This is a genomic window from Acinetobacter sp. WY4, assembly GCF_018438165.1.
Lineage (GTDB): Bacteria > Pseudomonadota > Gammaproteobacteria > Pseudomonadales > Moraxellaceae > Acinetobacter.
The window spans coordinates 657586-673506 of the sequence record NZ_CP053947.1; the positions used below are offsets into that span (position 1 = coordinate 657586).

Genomic DNA, 15921 nt, shown 5'->3' on the forward strand with positions numbered 1-15921 from the left:
GCGTGTTTCTCCCTTAACGACGTGACATAAATGCTAAACGTTCGAGCAACTGCACATCTTGCTCATTTTTAATCAAGGCGCCGTATAGGGGTGGAATTGCTTTGGATTTATCAGTATTGCGCAGAATATCTTCCGGCATATCATCTGCCATCAGCAAGCTGAGCCAATCAATCAATTCAGATGTTGAAGGTGGTTTTTTCAAACCTGGAATCTGGCGCAATTTAAAGAAAACCTGTAAGGCTTCATTCACCAGTGTGGTCGAGATATTGGCAAAATGCACATCGATGATTTCACGCATGGTGGCTTCATCCGGGAATTCGATGTAATGGAAGAAGCAACGACGCAGGAAAGCATCTGGCAATTCTTTTTCATTATTTGAGGTAATGATCACGATTGGGCGCTGAGTTGCGGTAATGGTCTCGCCAGTCTCGTACACATAGAACGACATTTTATCGAGTTCATGCAGCAAGTCATTTGGAAACTCGATGTCTGCCTTATCAATTTCATCAATCAACAGGACACAGCGCTCTTCACTGGTAAACGCTTCCCACAATTTACCCGGCTTGATGTAGTTCTTGATGTCATAGACACGGTCATCACCCAACTGACTATCGCGCAAGCGGGATACGGCATCGTATTCATACAGGCCTTGTTGTGCTTTGGTAGTGGACTTGATGTGCCAGGTGATCAGCTTCAAACCCAGGCTTTGTGCAACTTGCTCGGCCAGTAAAGTCTTACCTGTACCCGGCTCCCCTTTGACCAGCAATGGTTTTTGCAAACTGCGTGCAGCTTTCACCGCAAGCTTTAAACTGTCAGTCGCGATGTACTGATCGGTACCTGAAAATTGTTGAATATCAGCAGACATGATTGAACCTTATTTTTTACTTACAGTGGTGAACTTTTCTCGTGAACACGAATATTGCTTTTGTTCGACACATAAGTCGACCAGCAATAGCCAATCACAGATCCAATCCCAATGACAAATAAAATAAGTGACGCATTAATCCAAACCAGGGACTGCTCTTTGGTTAGCATCCCAAATAACAGACCAAAGATCGCGGGCGCAATGGATGCATTCGACCCCTCAGATACCGTCGGTGTTAGCAGAATGGCAAAGGCCACAATCCACAAAAAACCGCCCATGGGTTTAGGCAGACGCTTGGTCACGCCATACCAGCACCATAAAGCAATCAGGCTGCCGAGCAGATAAACTGCAACGGCAATGCTCTGTTCAGGAATTGAGTCTAATACACCCACATAACCATTCATTTCACAACTCCTGAATCAACATTAAGCACCGCGTAAACCTTCTGGTGCCACAGCGTTTGGATCAATCAAGCCTTCTGGCGGCATTTGCAGGAAGAAACCGCGGGTTTCAATAGAATCCATGACATGCAAGACATTGGCACGTGCCAGTTTACGTGATTCGCTTAATTCAAGATGCATGACAAAAGTCGCACGTCCAAATGCTGCCTGTACTGCTTCAGTCAATACGCTTAAAGGTTCGAATGTTTCAGCTTCGCTTTCATTCGCAGGACGCGCCACATACAGATACATTTCACTTTTTTTGCTGGATTTGTAGATAGACACTTGCATATTTCAAACGACTTTTCTGGAAAAACAACCGCAAGGATACATCAAAAAAAAGACAGAAACATTAGCCACGTCTCATGCATCAGTCGTGATTTTGTATAATTGCTTTTTCTTTAACCAATCCTGCAACCAATCACTCGCTGACTTTCATCTGGGTAGACAGATAAGATTCATCCTGATGCAATACCTGAATCAGTGGCTGAGTTAATAACTCATAGCGCCAGCCAAGCAGATAATCCGGCAGATCCTGTTCATCCTTGTGAAAAACTACATGCTGATACAGTGCATTCAACCATTTCTTGCGCATCAGCACTTCTTTGGGAATCGAGGTTTCATTGACGACATTCTGAATAATTGAATCAATTTTTTCGCCAATATCTTTGGAAGAATGGCGAATTGGACGTGCCAGACGTAAAGGCCAGTTTGCCGGCTCCGGCAGGAATTTCAGTAAATCTAAAATGGTTTTGCCATGCTCACGAACCACATTCGAACGAATGTCTTTCACATGACTCAGCTGGAAATTATTGCGCGGGAATTTTTCCACCAGATCAATCATGCTGGCATTTTTTAAAATAAAACTGCGTGGCTGATTTAGTGCTTTGGCAATCTGATCACGCCAAACCATTAATTGCTGCAATTGCATCAGCTGACGGCGTGAATGCCGGTAATTGCCGACATCCTGATACAACAAGGCAGTTGGGGTATCTTCGCCAATTTCCTGAGTCAGAAAACGGCAATCTTGCAAGGCAAAATCCAGCAGATCTTTCGACTCCAGATCCCGTTTGATTTTCTCTGACAGTTGCACCAGATAATGCACATCATTGGCAGCATAGAGCAACTGTTCGGAACTGAGTGGACGCGCCAGCCAGTCAGAACGGGTCTGGTCTTTTTCGATATCGACTTCCAACATCTGCTTCAGCGCATTTTGATAGCTGACTTGCAGACCATGCCCCAAAAATGACATGCCGACCTGGGTATCAAACACATTACTCAGCGATTTCTTCTGGGTATAGTGATAAATCAGATCGATATCTTCACTACAGGCATGAAAAATATTCTGCTGTGCGTTAAAAATTTTATTAAGGAACTCAGTCAGATCCAGCGTGGTTCCATCCAACAAATAGACCTTGTTGTCTACGTTAATCTGAAAAACACCCAGCTTAGGCCATAAGGTATCAACCTTGATAAACTCGGTATCCAGCCCATACACTGAATTCTGATCCATCAGCTTCAGTACATGAGTTAAGTCGTTTTGATGTTGAATAAATTGAAACATAGAACTGAGTCTAAGATTAGATTCTCGATAGATCTATATTAACTGATCTATAGAATTTTTGTATAAAAAATAAGGTCAATTCTGCCCTATTTCCCAAAAAATGGCGCTTACTTATCAGGTTTTATATTCTAATTAATATCTTTTTTATATTAAAACTAACAAGATATTTAAGCTCAGCTTACTTCATGCGCATTCGGTTATGTACTGCCTGACTCAAGGTATGACTATCGACATATTCCAGCTCACCGCCTTGCGGTACGCCTTGGGCAATTCGGGTCATCTGGATCGGCAAATGTTTGCTGGCCTCAACCAGATAATGCGCCGTGGCCTGACCTTCTACCGTAGCATTGGTTGCCAGAATCACTTCTTTCACCTGACCATTGGCCAAACGGTGCAATAAGTACGGAATACCGATTTCTTCTGGTCCAATACCATCCAGTGGCGATAAATGTCCACCCAATACATGATATTTACCTCTGAAGCTGCCACTTTGTTCAATCGCCATGACATCTGCAGGTGATTCTACTACGCAAAGCAATTCATCATCACGATCCAGCGAAGTACAGATATTGCAGACTTCGTCTTCGGTCAAAGAATGACAGACTGAACATTCATGAATGTAATTGGTTGCCTCAGTCAGCGCATGTGCCAGACCAATAGCACCCTCACGATTTTTCATGATCATATGCAATGCCATACGTTGAGCCGATTTCGGCCCAACGCTTGGCAAAATGCGTAATGCTTGAACGAGTTGATCAAAACGATCACTAAACATTGCGCATTCGTCCTTAGAACATACCTGCAAGACCAGGCGGTAACCCCATACCCGAATTCGCTGCTTTCATTCTTTCGTCAGATACCACTTCTGCCTGACGTGCTGCATCATTCATTGCCGCTGCAATCAGGTCTTCGATCATGTCTGGATCATCCTGAAGTAACTCAGGATTGATTTCGATACGCTTCACTACGTTACGGCAAGTCATAGTTACTTTCACCAGACCGCCACCCGCCTCGGCATGCACTTCAGTTTGCGCAAGCTCTTCTTTGGCTTTTTTTACGTTGTTTTCAACTTCTTTCTGCATGCGCTGAGCTTGCTGCATCAACATGTTAATGTTCATAAATATCTCCGAACATAAATTTATAGAATTAAATCAGGTCTAAACCACGGCTAATGTCACGAATAATATCACCAATCTCTTCCAAACCAACAGATACGCGAATTAAACCTTCGCGAATACCGGCAGCTTCTTTGGCTTCAGGCGACAATTTACCGTGTGTCGTGGTTGCAGGATGGGTAATGGTCGATTTCACATCGCCCAGATTACCGGTAATCGAGATAAACTGGGTATTATCGATGACAGTCCATGCTTCCTCACGACCACCTTTGACTTCAAAAGACACAATACCGCCAAAACCGCTCTGCTGTTTTGCTGCCAGTTCATGACCGATATGCTCAGGCAGGCCTGCATAATATACTTTTTCTACTTTTGGATGCTGGTTCAAAAATTCAGCCAGTTGCTGAGCACTTGCCGAATGTTCACGCATACGTAAACGTAGTGTTTCCAAGCCTTTTAGAAAAACCCAGGCATTGAATGGGCTCATTGAAGGACCAGTGGTACGCACATAGCCAAAAATTTCTTCAAGCAGCTTATGATTACCTACGACTGCGCCGCCTAATGCACGGCCTTGGCCATCCAGATATTTAGTCGCAGAATACACCACCAGGTCTGCACCAAATTTGAGTGGTTGTTGTAACACCGGTGTACAGAAGCTGTTATCAATCGCCAGTAAAGCATCATTGGCATGCGCAATATCGGCGAGTCCCTGTATATTAGCTACTTCTGCTAAAGGATTCGATGGCGATTCAACAAAGAGAATTTTTGTTTCAGGCTTGATGGCATTTTTCCATGCATCAAGATCAGTCAAATCGACGAAATCAACGCTGACGCCAAATTTTGCGACATATTTTTCAAACATGGAAACCGTAGAACCGAAGACTGCACGTGAACAAATCACATGGTCGCCCGCTTTTAAAAAAGCCATCATCACTGCCATAATAGCTGCCATACCCGAACTGGTGGCGACGGCGCGCTCTGCACCTTCAAGTGCAGCCAGACGCTTTTCAAACATGGCAACGGTCGGATTGGTAAAGCGAGAATAGATATTGCCCGGTTCCTGGCCTGAGAATTTGGCTGCGGCTTCTGCAGCATTTTCATAAACAAAGGACGATGTTAGAAAAATTGGTTCGCCATGCTCACCTTCAAAAGTGCGGGTATGGCCGGTACGAATGGCTAAAGTTTCTAATTGGTAAGAAATATCGTCTTGCTGGCTCATCGCTTTACCTCAGCCCTCGGGCTGCCTTTTGTAAAAATTTGCCAACATTTTGAGCGCCTAAGCTATTTCAGGTCAAGGCATAATAAGCGATTATTGCTTAGACTTCGATCAATCCTCCCGCGGATACGGATATTTTATTTACATGATTCAGTTAAAACAAAACTTTCAGCGCCAGCAAAAAAAATTGAAACACCTTAGTACCCGGGTGTTTAATGCCTCCTCACTGATCCTGTCGCAAAAAACCCCTTTTGAATATATTGCCGGCACCGAGTTTTGCAAGATTCGTTATTACGCTTCACCCGAAAAAAAATATAAGGAGCCTCTGGTTTTTATCGCACCCTTGGCCATTAATATGGATATTTATGATCTGTATCCTTATCGCTCTCTGGTCAAGCATTTTCAGCATAGCGGTTTTGATGTCTATCTGGTGGAATGGAAACGCTTTAACTTTAAGCACCGCCACCTGAATTTTTTATCTTTTATTGATGCAGCCATTCCTCAATCCATTGAAACCATCTGCAAGCATTCAGGCAGTCAGTTCATTTCCTTACACGGCTGGAGTATGGCTGGCGTATTTGTCACGCTCTATACGGCCTTGCATTCGCCTGAACATGTCAAGAATCTGATCGTGGTGGGCAGCCCCATCGACAGTTATGCATCAGGACGTGTCGGCAAACTATTTTCTACGACCAATAAACTGATTTCTAAAAATAAGAATTTGCAACAGGCCATTCATCAAGGACTGATCCCGAAGCAATATATTCATACGCCGGGTATTGTAAATGCCTTGGGCTTTAAATTACTCGATCCGATTGGCTGGCTCAAAAGCCAGAAGCAGTTTTTGCTGAATCTGGATCATGTCGAAGATGTCTATGAACATGCCACCATGGGAAATTTCCTGAACAAGATGATTGATTATCCAGGCGGGATTAATCAGGACATGGTGCTGCACTTATGGCTGCAAAATCCTTTAAAACAGGGTTCTATCACTTTGGATGGTCGTGTCGTTGATCTTAAAAATATCAGCTGCTCCCTATTGGTAGGTGCAGGTCAAACCGACCAGATTGTCACAGAACAGTCAGCTAAGCCTTTGATGAAATTGACAAGTAGCCAGGATAAGACGTTTACTCTTATACCGGGTGGTCATCTTGGACTAATGTCGAACCAGAAAACAGCCAATACATTCTGGCCAAAAATGACGACCTGGCTGGTGCAGCGCTCTACACGGCTTGATGCTTAAAGCAGATTTCTCGCACCAGAAAAATATTAAAAATTATCAATAGATTTAAACATATTCAGAGGGTACAGCATGATTCAATCAGTGGCATTTATCGGCCTAGGTGCAATGGGTTTTCGTATGGCAGCACATTTACCCAAGCATTTTGATACGGTCTATGTCTGGAACCGCAGCTTTAACAAGGCAGAGCAACATGCGGCTGAATATGGCACCCAAGCCGTCACACTGGAACAGGCCGTACAGGCAGATGTGATTTTTTCCTGCCTGCCAACTAGCGCTGACGTTGAACGACTTCTGGAAAATCTGTCGCTTAAATCCGGTTCAGTCTGGGTCGACTGCACCAGTGGTGTACCGGATTCTGCCCAAAAATTGGCAGTACAATTGGCTAAACATGGGGTAATCTTTCTGGATGCACCGGTCAGCGGCCAGACCATTGGCGCTGACAATGGCACGTTAACTGTGATGGTGGGCGGTAATGCAGAGGGCTATGAAAAAGCCCTTCCTGCGATGCAGGCTTTTGGCAAGCTGATCAAGCATGTGGGTGAATCTGGCGCAGGTTTTGCAGTGAAGGCCGTAAATAATATGTTAATGGCTGTAAACCTGTGTGCCGTCGCAGAAGGCTTTACTACACTGAAAGCGCATGGGGTAAACCTGCATGAAGCGCTGGATTGTATTAATGCTTCAAGTGGTAAAAGTATGGTGACTGAAACCGTATTGCCACAGCGTATTTTAAACCGAAGTTTTCCTGTAACCTTTGCCCTGCCACTCTTGGCCAAAGATACAGGTATTGCAATCGACCTTGCGCGTGAAGCCAAACTTTCTGCGCCTGTGCTCTCGTTGACCCAGAATCTGATTCAAGCGGCCAGCGATCTGTCGGATAAAAACAGTGATTTTTCCAGTGCTGTGAAAATGTATGAATCATGGAGTAATATTACCATCGAGTAATATCTCGCCATTGAATAATGATAACGAAACCTCATATTGTGACTAGTAGGCAGGCACATATAGTGGATAACCCAGAGGAAACTCTCATGACTAAGTTAAGTGTTGCAATTTTTGCTAGTGTTGCAACTTTTATTGGGGCAAGTGCTTTTGCAGCAACGCCAGAGCAAGAATGTCAAAAATTGAAAAATGACCATGATGTCATTTACGCATCTAAAGGTTTTTGCTTTAAAGACCCGGATGCAAAGGCGAAGTTTGGCAATGATAATTGCTATACAACTAAACCAAAATTTTCAGAAAAAGAGCAACAACGACTTGACGCCATCAAAGATCGTCAGAAAGAATTGAACTGTAAATAATTACAGTACACAATCACTTTCAAGGATTAGACATGCTTTACGATGATCAAAATATTTTTGCACGAATTATCCGCAACGAAATTCCTGCAATTAAAGTGTATGAAGATGATCAAGTTCTCGCTTTTATGGACATCATGCCTCAAGCTGAAGGTCACACGCTGGTCATCCCTAAAACACCTGCTATAACATTGCTTGATCTACCTCCTGACGCTGCTGCTTACACCATTCAAATTGTGCAAAAAGTTGCGCAAGCGATGGAAATAGCACTTGAAGTAAAAGGTATTGTACTGATGCAACTTTCAGGCGCATCTGCTGGTCAGACTGTTCCGCATGTACATTTCCACCTCATTCCAAGTTCAGTTCATGAATTAGGCAAACATGCTTTACACATGGGTGATCAAGAAAAAATCCAAGCCTTGGCGGAAAGAATTAAAGCCGCACTTTGATTTAAAATAAATTCAAAAAATGGAGCTTCGGCTCCATTTTTTATAAATACAGAATAAGAAAAGAAAGAATTAGCCTTCATATTTAATCCAAACACGTCACCAAACTGTCATTTATTGTTCACCTCGTTGTCACAAACATTACAGATACTGCATAGCAAGTTGGTGAGCTTTTGTAATTTTTTGTACTTAAGCAAACTAAAAAAGAAGTGTTAAGTAAGGCGAATGCCATTTAGAACCGTGTTTTGGAGAAATATCTCAATGAAAAAATTACTTCTCGCTACTGCAGTAGCGGCTTTGGGGATGAGTGCAGCACAAGCAGCACCAACTTTGTATGGTAAACTGAACGTATCTATCGACCAAGTTGATAACTACGATTTCAAAGGTAACGATGTTTCTGAAGTAAGCTCTCATGCTTCACGTATTGGTGTAAAAGGTGAAGAGAAACTGACTGACAAGTTGTCAGCTGTTTATCAAGCTGAATGGGCTGTTTCTACTGATGGTTCTGGTTCAGATACTGACTGGAGTGCACGTAACCGCTTCATCGGTCTTAAATGGGCTGGTTTAGGTACACTAAAAGCAGGTAACTACGATTCTTATTTCAAAACAGCTGCTGGCAGTGCTCAAGACATCTTCAACGATCACACTCGTCTTGACATTACCAACATGATGCACGGTGAAGAACGTCCTAAAAATTCGATCGGTATCGAAACTGACAAAAAATTGCTTGGCGGCGTTCAATTCAACATTATGGCGCTACAAGGTGAAAATTCAGCTGCTCCTGGAGCTGGCACTTCTGGTGACGATAGTGCACGTGATGGCTTCGGTGATGGTATCTCAGCATCTGTCCTATATGATAACAAAGACATTGGCTTATCTTTAGGCCTAGCAGCAAACTCTGCTGTTGAAGGTAAATATGTAGGTTTTGATGGTAAAAAATATATTTCTGATGCTTTCCGTATCACTGGAGCTTATGACTTCTCTAAAGTGGGTATCAACGGCTTGACTTTAGGTGGTTTATGGCAAACCGCTGAACCATCTGACGATCTAACCGCTGCTAAAGGCTTACAAGAAGATGCTTTCACAATTGCCGCTGCATATAAAATCGGTTCAACTCCATGGGTTGTAAAAGCTGAATACGCAAATGCGAATACAGAATACACAGCTGGAACTACTTCTGTTGATCGTGACATCAATCAATACGGTCTTGGTGTAGATTACTACTTCAACAAACAAGCTCGTATGTACGGTATCGTTGCTTCTCAAGAACGTGACTGGAAAACAGCTGCTGGTGAAGATGATACTATGACTGTATTCGGTCTTGGTATGGAATATAACTTCTAAGCCAAAAGCCATAGCACACTAAAGAATATTTTATTTAAGTATGCTGATTTTTTGACCGCGTACTTAACCAAAAAAAGACTACCTACGGGCGGTCTTTTTTATTTCTCACGAATAGAGTATTTAAAACCATATCTGTATTATTTTCTTTTTAAAATCATTAAACCCTAATTAAAAAACAGATTAATCCTACTTAATACATATTATTTCAAATACCAATTTTTAATAATATGCAACCATTTTGGTCAGATTTTTAGATAATACACAACTGTTTTAGTCAACTTTAAATATAATACATTACCATTTTAGTTGGGATTAAAAACATTAACACAAAGCTTTTTAGTCTACTTTGAAGCAAATAAATATTAGTTTATTTTTTAACACTCACCAGAATAAGCTATTGTTTTTATTAATTTAAATAATATATTTTTACTTTAACTGTTTAATCTATTTATTTTTAGTTACTTTTTGTTTAATAATATCCATTATGTTTTAAAAAATAGGCTTATTTGCATGAGCTTAATACCCAAAGATTTTAACAAACGATTAGTTCGCGAGATAACAATCATATTAATAATTAAGATTGTTCTCTTATTGACGATTAAACATATCTGGTTTGACGCCCCTACTATTCCCAAAAATTTTGACTCTCAAGTTGCCGAGCACATTGCCGGCAGTCCTTCCCCAATCAAGGAGACACGTTGATGATTTCTGAAAGCGTGGTCGATCTTTCGCGGTTCCAATTTGCAATGACCGCGATGTATCACTTTATTTTTGTTCCACTGACTTTAGGCCTGGCTTTTTTGCTTGCCATTATGGAAACCACCTATGTGATTTCCGGCAAAGAAATCTATAAAGACATGACCAAGTTCTGGGGAAAACTGTTTGGTATTAACTTTGCCTTAGGGGTAACCACCGGCCTGACCATGGAGTTCCAGTTCGGAACCAACTGGGCATATTACTCGCATTATGTCGGTGATATTTTCGGTGCACCGCTGGCGATTGAAGGTTTGATGGCCTTCTTCCTTGAATCGACATTTATTGGCTTGTTCTTCTTTGGTTGGGATCGTCTGTCCAAAGTGCAACATCTGGCCGTAACCTGGCTGGTGGCTTTAGGCTCGAACATGTCCGCACTCTGGATTCTGGTCGCCAATGGCTGGATGCAAAACCCGGTCGGTTCGGCATTTAACTATGAAACCATGCGTATGGAAATGGTGGACTTTGCTGCACTGATTTTTAACCCGGTCGCTCAGGTTAAATTTGTGCATACCGTATCTGCCGGTTATGTCACAGGTGCTATTTTTGTACTGGCTATTTCAAGTTACTACATGCTGAAAAAACGTGACCTACCTTTTGCACGCCGTTCTTTTGCCATTGCAGCCATCTTCGGGCTTGCTTCTACACTTTCAGTGATTTTACTGGGTGATGAATCAGGTTATGAGCTGGGCGATGTACAAAAAACTAAACTAGCAGCAATTGAAGCCGAATGGGATACTCACCCTGCGCCTGCGCCATTTACTTTGTTTGGTATCCCGAATAAGGAAACCATGACTACAGATTATGCAGTGAAAATTCCTTATGTGATGGGTCTGATTGCTACACGCTCTACGACTGAACAAGTCACAGGTATTAAAGACCTGCTGGTTCAGCATGAAGCGCGTATCCGCAATGGTATGGTGGCATATTCGCAACTGGAAAAATTACGTGCTGGTGATCAGTCTCCAGAACTGAAAACTGCTTTTGAAGAAAGCCAAAAAGACTTAGGCTACGGTCTGCTACTGAAGAAATACACGCCAAATGTCGTTGATGCCTCTGATGAGCAAATCAAAGCAGCTGCTAAAGACACTATTCCACACGTACCAAGCCTGTTCTGGGCCTTCCGTGCCATGGTGGCTTCCGGCTTCCTGATGTTGCTTTTATTTGCACTGGCAACTTTTGCGGTAGCCAAACGTAATGCAGAAAACAAACCATGGTTATTGAAATTTGCTTTATTTGCACTGCCTTTACCTTGGGTTGCTGCGCAAACCGGCTGGTATGTAGCAGAAGTAGGTCGTCAACCTTGGACTATTGGTGAGGTATTACCGACGCATCTTTCAGCATCAAGCTTAAGCACAGGTGATGTCTGGGGTTCAATCCTTGCATTGGCAGCATTCTATACCGTGTTACTGATTATCGAGATGTATCTGATGATCAAGTTCTCACGTCTTGGCCCAAGCTCACTGCATACCGGTAAATACCATTTTGAAAAGCTTGCAACTGCAGAGAAGGCAAATGAGGAGACTCACGCATGATCGAATATGAATTATTAAAAATCATTTGGTGGGTGCTGGTCGGCGTATTGCTGATTGGCTTTGCCCTCACCGATGGCTTCGATATGGGCTCCATGGCGATCATGCCATTTGTGGGCAAAAATGATAGCGAGCGCCGTGCAGCGATCAATACCATTGCCCCGCATTGGGACGGTAACCAAGTCTGGTTTATTACTGCCGGCGGTGCTTTGTTCGCTGCCTGGCCAATGGTCTATGCAACCGCCTTCTCTGGCATGTACTGGGCACTGTTGCTGGTACTGTTTGCCCTATTCCTGCGTCCGGTCGGTTTTGACTATCGCTCAAAACTGGAAAATACCAAATGGCGCAATTCATGGGACTGGGGTCTAGCCATTGGTGGTGCAGTGCCTGCATTGGTCTTCGGTGTGGCATTCGGCAACATGTTCCTGGGTGTACCATTTACTTTAGATGAAACTGTACGTTCTACTTATACTGGTAGCTTCTTTGCCCTGCTGAATCCGTTTGCGATTGTCTGTGGTCTGGTCAGTTTATCGATGCTGTGTGCACATGGTGGTGCATGGTTAATGCTGCGTACTGATGGTGACCTACGCCAACGTTCTGCCAAAGCAACACAAATCATGGGACTAGTGTATTTAGCAACTTTCCTGGCAGCCGGTGCATGGTTGTATTTTGGTGGCATTCAGGGCTATACCTTAGTTACACCTTTTGATACCAATGGTGTTGCCAACCCGCTGGCCAAAGAAGTATTGACCAATGCCAATCTAGGCTGGATGAATAACTACTCGACGTATCCAATCACAATGGCTGCTCCAATTGCCGGCATTTTGGGTGGCTTGATCATTGTCTTGGCAGCTAGTAAAAACAAAGCAGGCTTGAGCTTTCTGGGTTCATCTCTGGCTGTCATCGGTGCCATCCTGACTGCTGGTTTTGCCCTGTTTCCTTTCCTGATGCCTTCAAGCATTAACCCGGTTGCAAGTCTGACCATGTGGGATGCGGTATCCAGTAAAAATACCTTAACCGTTATGACCGTTGCTGCCTGTATCTTTGTTCCATTGATCCTCATCTATACCACTTGGTGTTATTACAAGATGTGGGGCGTGATCACCAACAAACACATTGAAGATAATTCACATAGCCTGTACTAAGGGCTGTGTCTTAAGGAGAGACAACTATGTGGTATTTTGCTTGGATTCTGGGTGTACTGATGGCCTGTTTTGCCAGTGTGATTGCTGCCATTTACATGGAACAACACCAAGACCTGGATGAGGAATAAAACATGACCGAAGCTGCGCTTGAGAAAACCGTTGTAGACAAGAAACCAAACAAATTTGCGATGATGATTTCCTGCCTCCTGGCTTTTCCTCTCGCAGCCGTGTTATTGGTTCATCCTTCTGCAATGCTGGATGCCAACGGTGAATATAGCCATAGTGCCATGATGTATATCATGATTGGCATTTCTGGAGGCTTTGTCTATGGTGTGGGCTTTATGCCGCGCCACTGGTTCTGGAAATGGCTGTTTAGTCCATTTTTAGCCTGGCCTTTAATGATCTGGGGCTATTACACCTGGTTTCTCAGTTAAAGTATGAAATTAAAAAAGCTCTCACTTGAGGGCTTTTTTATATCGTTTATCAATTTTTGCTTTTTGTTCTACTATTATATCACTTTGCATTTGGAAGCAATTTCTATATTGAGCATGAATGTAATGAAGATACTTTTCTTTACCCGCATGTCTTAACAACATTTGTAAAGCCGGAATAAGTCCGACTTTTAGAATAATTTATCGATGGGTATGGATCGACATCACAATGCCCATCCCGGCCAGCATGGAAATCACCGCCGTTCCACCATAACTCATCAGCGGCAATGGATCTCCGGTCACAGGTAAAATCCCGCTCACCATGCCGGAGTTTAAAAATACAAAGAAGAAGAAAGTCAGTCCCATGGCTCCAGCATATAAACGGCCAAAGTTATGAAAGCTGTTTAAACCAATCATCAGACAGCGAATAATAATGGCAGTGAATAAACTAAACAGCAGGAAAACGCCGATAAAACCGAATTCTTCGGCATAAGTCGACATAATAAAGTCAGTATGATGTTCAGGCAGATAACCTAAATGTGATTGGGTACCTTCGGTATAGCCTTTGCCCGTGGAACCACCTGAACCAATCGCAATTTTGGACTGGATGATATTCCAGCCTGCACCCAAGGCATCCGATTCCGGATCAAATAACGTGGTAATACGTTTTTTTTGATACTCTTGTAGCACGAACATCCATGCAGCCGGAGCTGCCACAGCTACCGCCGCTGCTGCACCACCAATCAGACGCCACGACATCCCACTTAAAAATAGAACAAAAATACCAGGAATTACCAAGCCAATGTTCAAGTCAGGCTGAAGTGCCACCAAAACAAATGGTACGCCCAATAGAATCAAAGCCCCGACAATATGCAAAAATTTGGGAGGAAATGGCTTACGTGCAAAATACCATGCCATCATCAAAGGCATGGCAAATTTCATCACCTCACTCGGTTGCATGCTTCCCACCCCTGGCAAGGTAATCCAGCGGGTTGCACCCAAACGTTTTTCACCAATCACAAAGACCAGAAGCAGCATGAAGATCCCGAAGGCATACAGGTATGGACTAATCGCCTGATAGACTTTCGGTGGAATCTGCGCACAGATAAACAGCAGCACAAAACCAATTCCAAAACTGATCGCCTGACGCACCACCATGCCAGAGTCTTCGGATGTCGCGCTATACACCACCATTAAACCCAGGATTGCATTGAGAACTAGAAAGCACAATAACCAGGGATCAAGGTGCAACTTGGTCCATCGAGATGAATCTTGCGGGTTAATACTACGTCCATCACGCAAAGAGTGACGTAAAAACCGATACTGCTGTGAAGGTATCATTGGCCAAAAGGTGAAAAAGAATGATGGCAAAATTATAAGTGAAAGCTATAGCGAATAGATCGCTATAGCCAGATTTATTCTGCTTTTATTTAAATATTATTTGAATATATTTTTAAGCCTGAGCCTGTAAAATCAGCTTGGCCAGTTCCAGATCGTCCGGATAGGTAATTTTAATATTATCGGAACGCCCTTGTACTACACTCACCTGTTCGCCGATATGTTCCAGCGCACTGGCTTCATCAGTAATCGTAGCACCATCTTGCAAAGCCTGCTCAATCGCCCGTTTCAACACACCTAGCTTGGCCATTTGTGGTGTTTGTGCCTGCCAGAGCATCGAGCGATCCACTGTTTCCTCAATATCAAAATTGGTTACTACACGCTTAAGTGTATCTCTTACTGGAATCGCCAGAATCGCAGCCTGATCATTTGTAATCGCCGTATTGACTAACTGTTGCAGACAATCCTGACTGACACACGGACGTGCCGCATCATGTACCAACACCCAGTCATCTTCAGAAGCGATTTGAGATAAATACGTGAGTGCATTTAACACGGAATTCACCCGCTCGGCACCACCCAGACAGAAATGGGCTTTCTCTTGACTGGAAAATGGCAGCATTTTTGCGACGTTGTCCTGTTCACCAATCGCCAGGACATAACCCGCCAAAGGCAGTTGATTCAGACGAGCCACCGTATGTTCAAGAACAGTTCGCTCTTGAATCATCTGATATTGTTTCAGTTCTGTTTTGGAGAAACGGCTACCGGAACCTGCAGCTGGAAGAATGACCCAAAGTTTAGGGTGTGGTTGGTGCTTCAGCTGACTCATTGGTTCGCAGGTCTACTTTAGAATTAGGATTAAGATAGATCGGTTTATATTGAGTACTGATCGTGCTCATTTGAATAAAAGTTTCGCGTGGCTTAATCAGACCAAGATCTAAACGCGCATGTTCTTCGATGGCTTCAATACCATTCTTCAAATCATAAACTTCTGCCGCCAGAACGCGATTACGCTCTTTCAGCTCATCATTCAATTCCATTTGTTGCTGGATTTTCTGGGTCAGTTGCTGATGATCATGATAACCACCTTCACCAAACCAGTATAAATATTGAAACCCTGCGATCAAAATGATCGCAAGGCCCAACAGTACTTTACTCGCAGTCGAGTCGAATACATTTAACATTGACATAAGT

The 15921-nt window shown here is 43.3% G+C and carries 20 protein-coding genes; 10 read left to right on the top strand and 10 right to left on the bottom strand.

Translation table 11 applies throughout. The features are described from left to right. Positions 1-13 precede the first annotated feature (13 nt). From G4D73_RS03040 to G4D73_RS03070, 7 genes are all read right to left on the bottom strand, one after another. On the bottom strand, positions 14-865 hold the full coding sequence (locus G4D73_RS03040) for an AAA family ATPase (protein ID WP_005252041.1): 852 nt from the start codon (positions 863-865) through the stop codon (positions 14-16). Positions 866-885: 20 nt separating this feature from the next. Then, the gene (locus tag G4D73_RS03045; RefSeq protein WP_213687357.1) at positions 886-1269 is read right to left on the bottom strand and encodes a hypothetical protein; all 384 of its coding nucleotides are present in this window, start codon (positions 1267-1269) and stop codon (positions 886-888) included. A 21-nt stretch (positions 1270-1290) separates the two neighbouring features. Further along, a complete protein-coding gene (locus G4D73_RS03050) occupies positions 1291-1596 on the bottom strand; it encodes a YcgL domain-containing protein (RefSeq protein ID WP_004278695.1) in 306 nt (101 codons plus the stop codon). Positions 1597-1726: 130 nt separating this feature from the next. Then, a complete protein-coding gene (locus G4D73_RS03055; protein WP_005247206.1) occupies positions 1727-2869 on the bottom strand; it encodes a ribonuclease D in 1143 nt (380 codons plus the stop codon). Positions 2870-3047: 178 nt separating this feature from the next. Next, complete coding sequence (gene recR, locus G4D73_RS03060; RefSeq protein WP_004278698.1) at positions 3048-3644, bottom strand: recombination mediator RecR; 597 nt, start codon at positions 3642-3644, stop codon at positions 3048-3050. Between the two features lie 13 nt (positions 3645-3657). Further along, a complete protein-coding gene (locus G4D73_RS03065; RefSeq protein WP_004278699.1) occupies positions 3658-3987 on the bottom strand; it encodes a YbaB/EbfC family nucleoid-associated protein in 330 nt (109 codons plus the stop codon). 28 nt (positions 3988-4015) lie between these two features. After that, the gene (locus G4D73_RS03070; protein ID WP_213687358.1) at positions 4016-5203 is read right to left on the bottom strand and encodes an O-succinylhomoserine sulfhydrylase; all 1188 of its coding nucleotides are present in this window, start codon (positions 5201-5203) and stop codon (positions 4016-4018) included. 142 nt (positions 5204-5345) lie between these two features. On the opposite strand from G4D73_RS03070, the gene G4D73_RS03075 reads away from it, so the two are divergent. The 10 genes from G4D73_RS03075 (at position 5346) to G4D73_RS03120 (ending at position 13392) form a co-directional block, all read left to right on the top strand. Then, positions 5346-6443, top strand: a complete 1098-nt coding sequence (locus tag G4D73_RS03075) for an alpha/beta fold hydrolase (protein WP_213687359.1) — start codon at positions 5346-5348, stop codon at positions 6441-6443. A 69-nt stretch (positions 6444-6512) separates the two neighbouring features. After that, complete coding sequence (locus G4D73_RS03080) at positions 6513-7385, top strand: NAD(P)-dependent oxidoreductase (RefSeq protein ID WP_213687360.1); 873 nt, start codon at positions 6513-6515, stop codon at positions 7383-7385. 86 nt (positions 7386-7471) lie between these two features. After that, positions 7472-7741 carry a YARHG domain-containing protein gene (locus G4D73_RS03085; RefSeq protein ID WP_067724748.1) on the top strand — a complete coding sequence of 90 codons (270 nt, stop codon included), beginning with the start codon at positions 7472-7474 and terminating at the stop codon, positions 7739-7741. Positions 7742-7773: 32 nt separating this feature from the next. Beyond that, a complete protein-coding gene (locus tag G4D73_RS03090; protein ID WP_005247210.1) occupies positions 7774-8187 on the top strand; it encodes an HIT family protein in 414 nt (137 codons plus the stop codon). Between the two features lie 258 nt (positions 8188-8445). Continuing rightward, on the top strand, positions 8446-9528 hold the full coding sequence (locus tag G4D73_RS03095) for a porin (protein WP_005247211.1): 1083 nt from the start codon (positions 8446-8448) through the stop codon (positions 9526-9528). A 510-nt stretch (positions 9529-10038) separates the two neighbouring features. Further along, positions 10039-10230, top strand: a complete 192-nt coding sequence (gene cydP / locus G4D73_RS03100) for a cytochrome oxidase putative small subunit CydP (RefSeq protein WP_005247212.1) — start codon at positions 10039-10041, stop codon at positions 10228-10230. After that, positions 10230-11816 carry a cytochrome ubiquinol oxidase subunit I gene (locus tag G4D73_RS03105; RefSeq protein ID WP_213687361.1) on the top strand — a complete coding sequence of 529 codons (1587 nt, stop codon included), beginning with the start codon at positions 10230-10232 and terminating at the stop codon, positions 11814-11816. Before cydP ends, G4D73_RS03105 begins: the two co-directional genes overlap by 1 nt. Beyond that, positions 11813-12958, top strand: a complete 1146-nt coding sequence (gene cydB / locus G4D73_RS03110; RefSeq protein WP_213687362.1) for a cytochrome d ubiquinol oxidase subunit II — start codon at positions 11813-11815, stop codon at positions 12956-12958. The genes G4D73_RS03105 and cydB overlap by 4 nt, the downstream gene beginning before the upstream one ends. 26 nt (positions 12959-12984) lie before the next feature. Beyond that, positions 12985-13086 (top strand): cytochrome bd-I oxidase subunit CydX, encoded by a 102-nt coding sequence (gene cydX, locus G4D73_RS03115; RefSeq protein ID WP_004278713.1) that lies wholly within the window; start codon positions 12985-12987, stop codon positions 13084-13086. Between the two features lie 3 nt (positions 13087-13089). Beyond that, positions 13090-13392: a cyd operon YbgE family protein gene (locus G4D73_RS03120; RefSeq protein ID WP_213687363.1), complete on the top strand. Its 303-nt coding sequence runs from the start codon at positions 13090-13092 to the stop codon at positions 13390-13392. 198 nt (positions 13393-13590) lie between these two features. On the opposite strand, the gene rodA is transcribed toward G4D73_RS03120, so the two are convergent. From rodA to G4D73_RS03135, 3 genes are all read right to left on the bottom strand, one after another. Beyond that, positions 13591-14730, bottom strand: coding sequence for a rod shape-determining protein RodA (gene rodA, locus G4D73_RS03125; RefSeq protein ID WP_004645269.1), 1140 nt, complete (start codon positions 14728-14730; stop codon positions 13591-13593). A 112-nt stretch (positions 14731-14842) separates the two neighbouring features. Further along, positions 14843-15556, bottom strand: coding sequence for a 2-C-methyl-D-erythritol 4-phosphate cytidylyltransferase (gene ispD, locus G4D73_RS03130; protein ID WP_114541142.1), 714 nt, complete (start codon positions 15554-15556; stop codon positions 14843-14845). Next, a complete protein-coding gene (locus G4D73_RS03135) occupies positions 15525-15917 on the bottom strand; it encodes a septum formation initiator family protein (RefSeq protein WP_004645271.1) in 393 nt (130 codons plus the stop codon). The genes ispD and G4D73_RS03135 overlap by 32 nt, the downstream gene beginning before the upstream one ends. Positions 15918-15921: the final 4 nt, after the last annotated feature.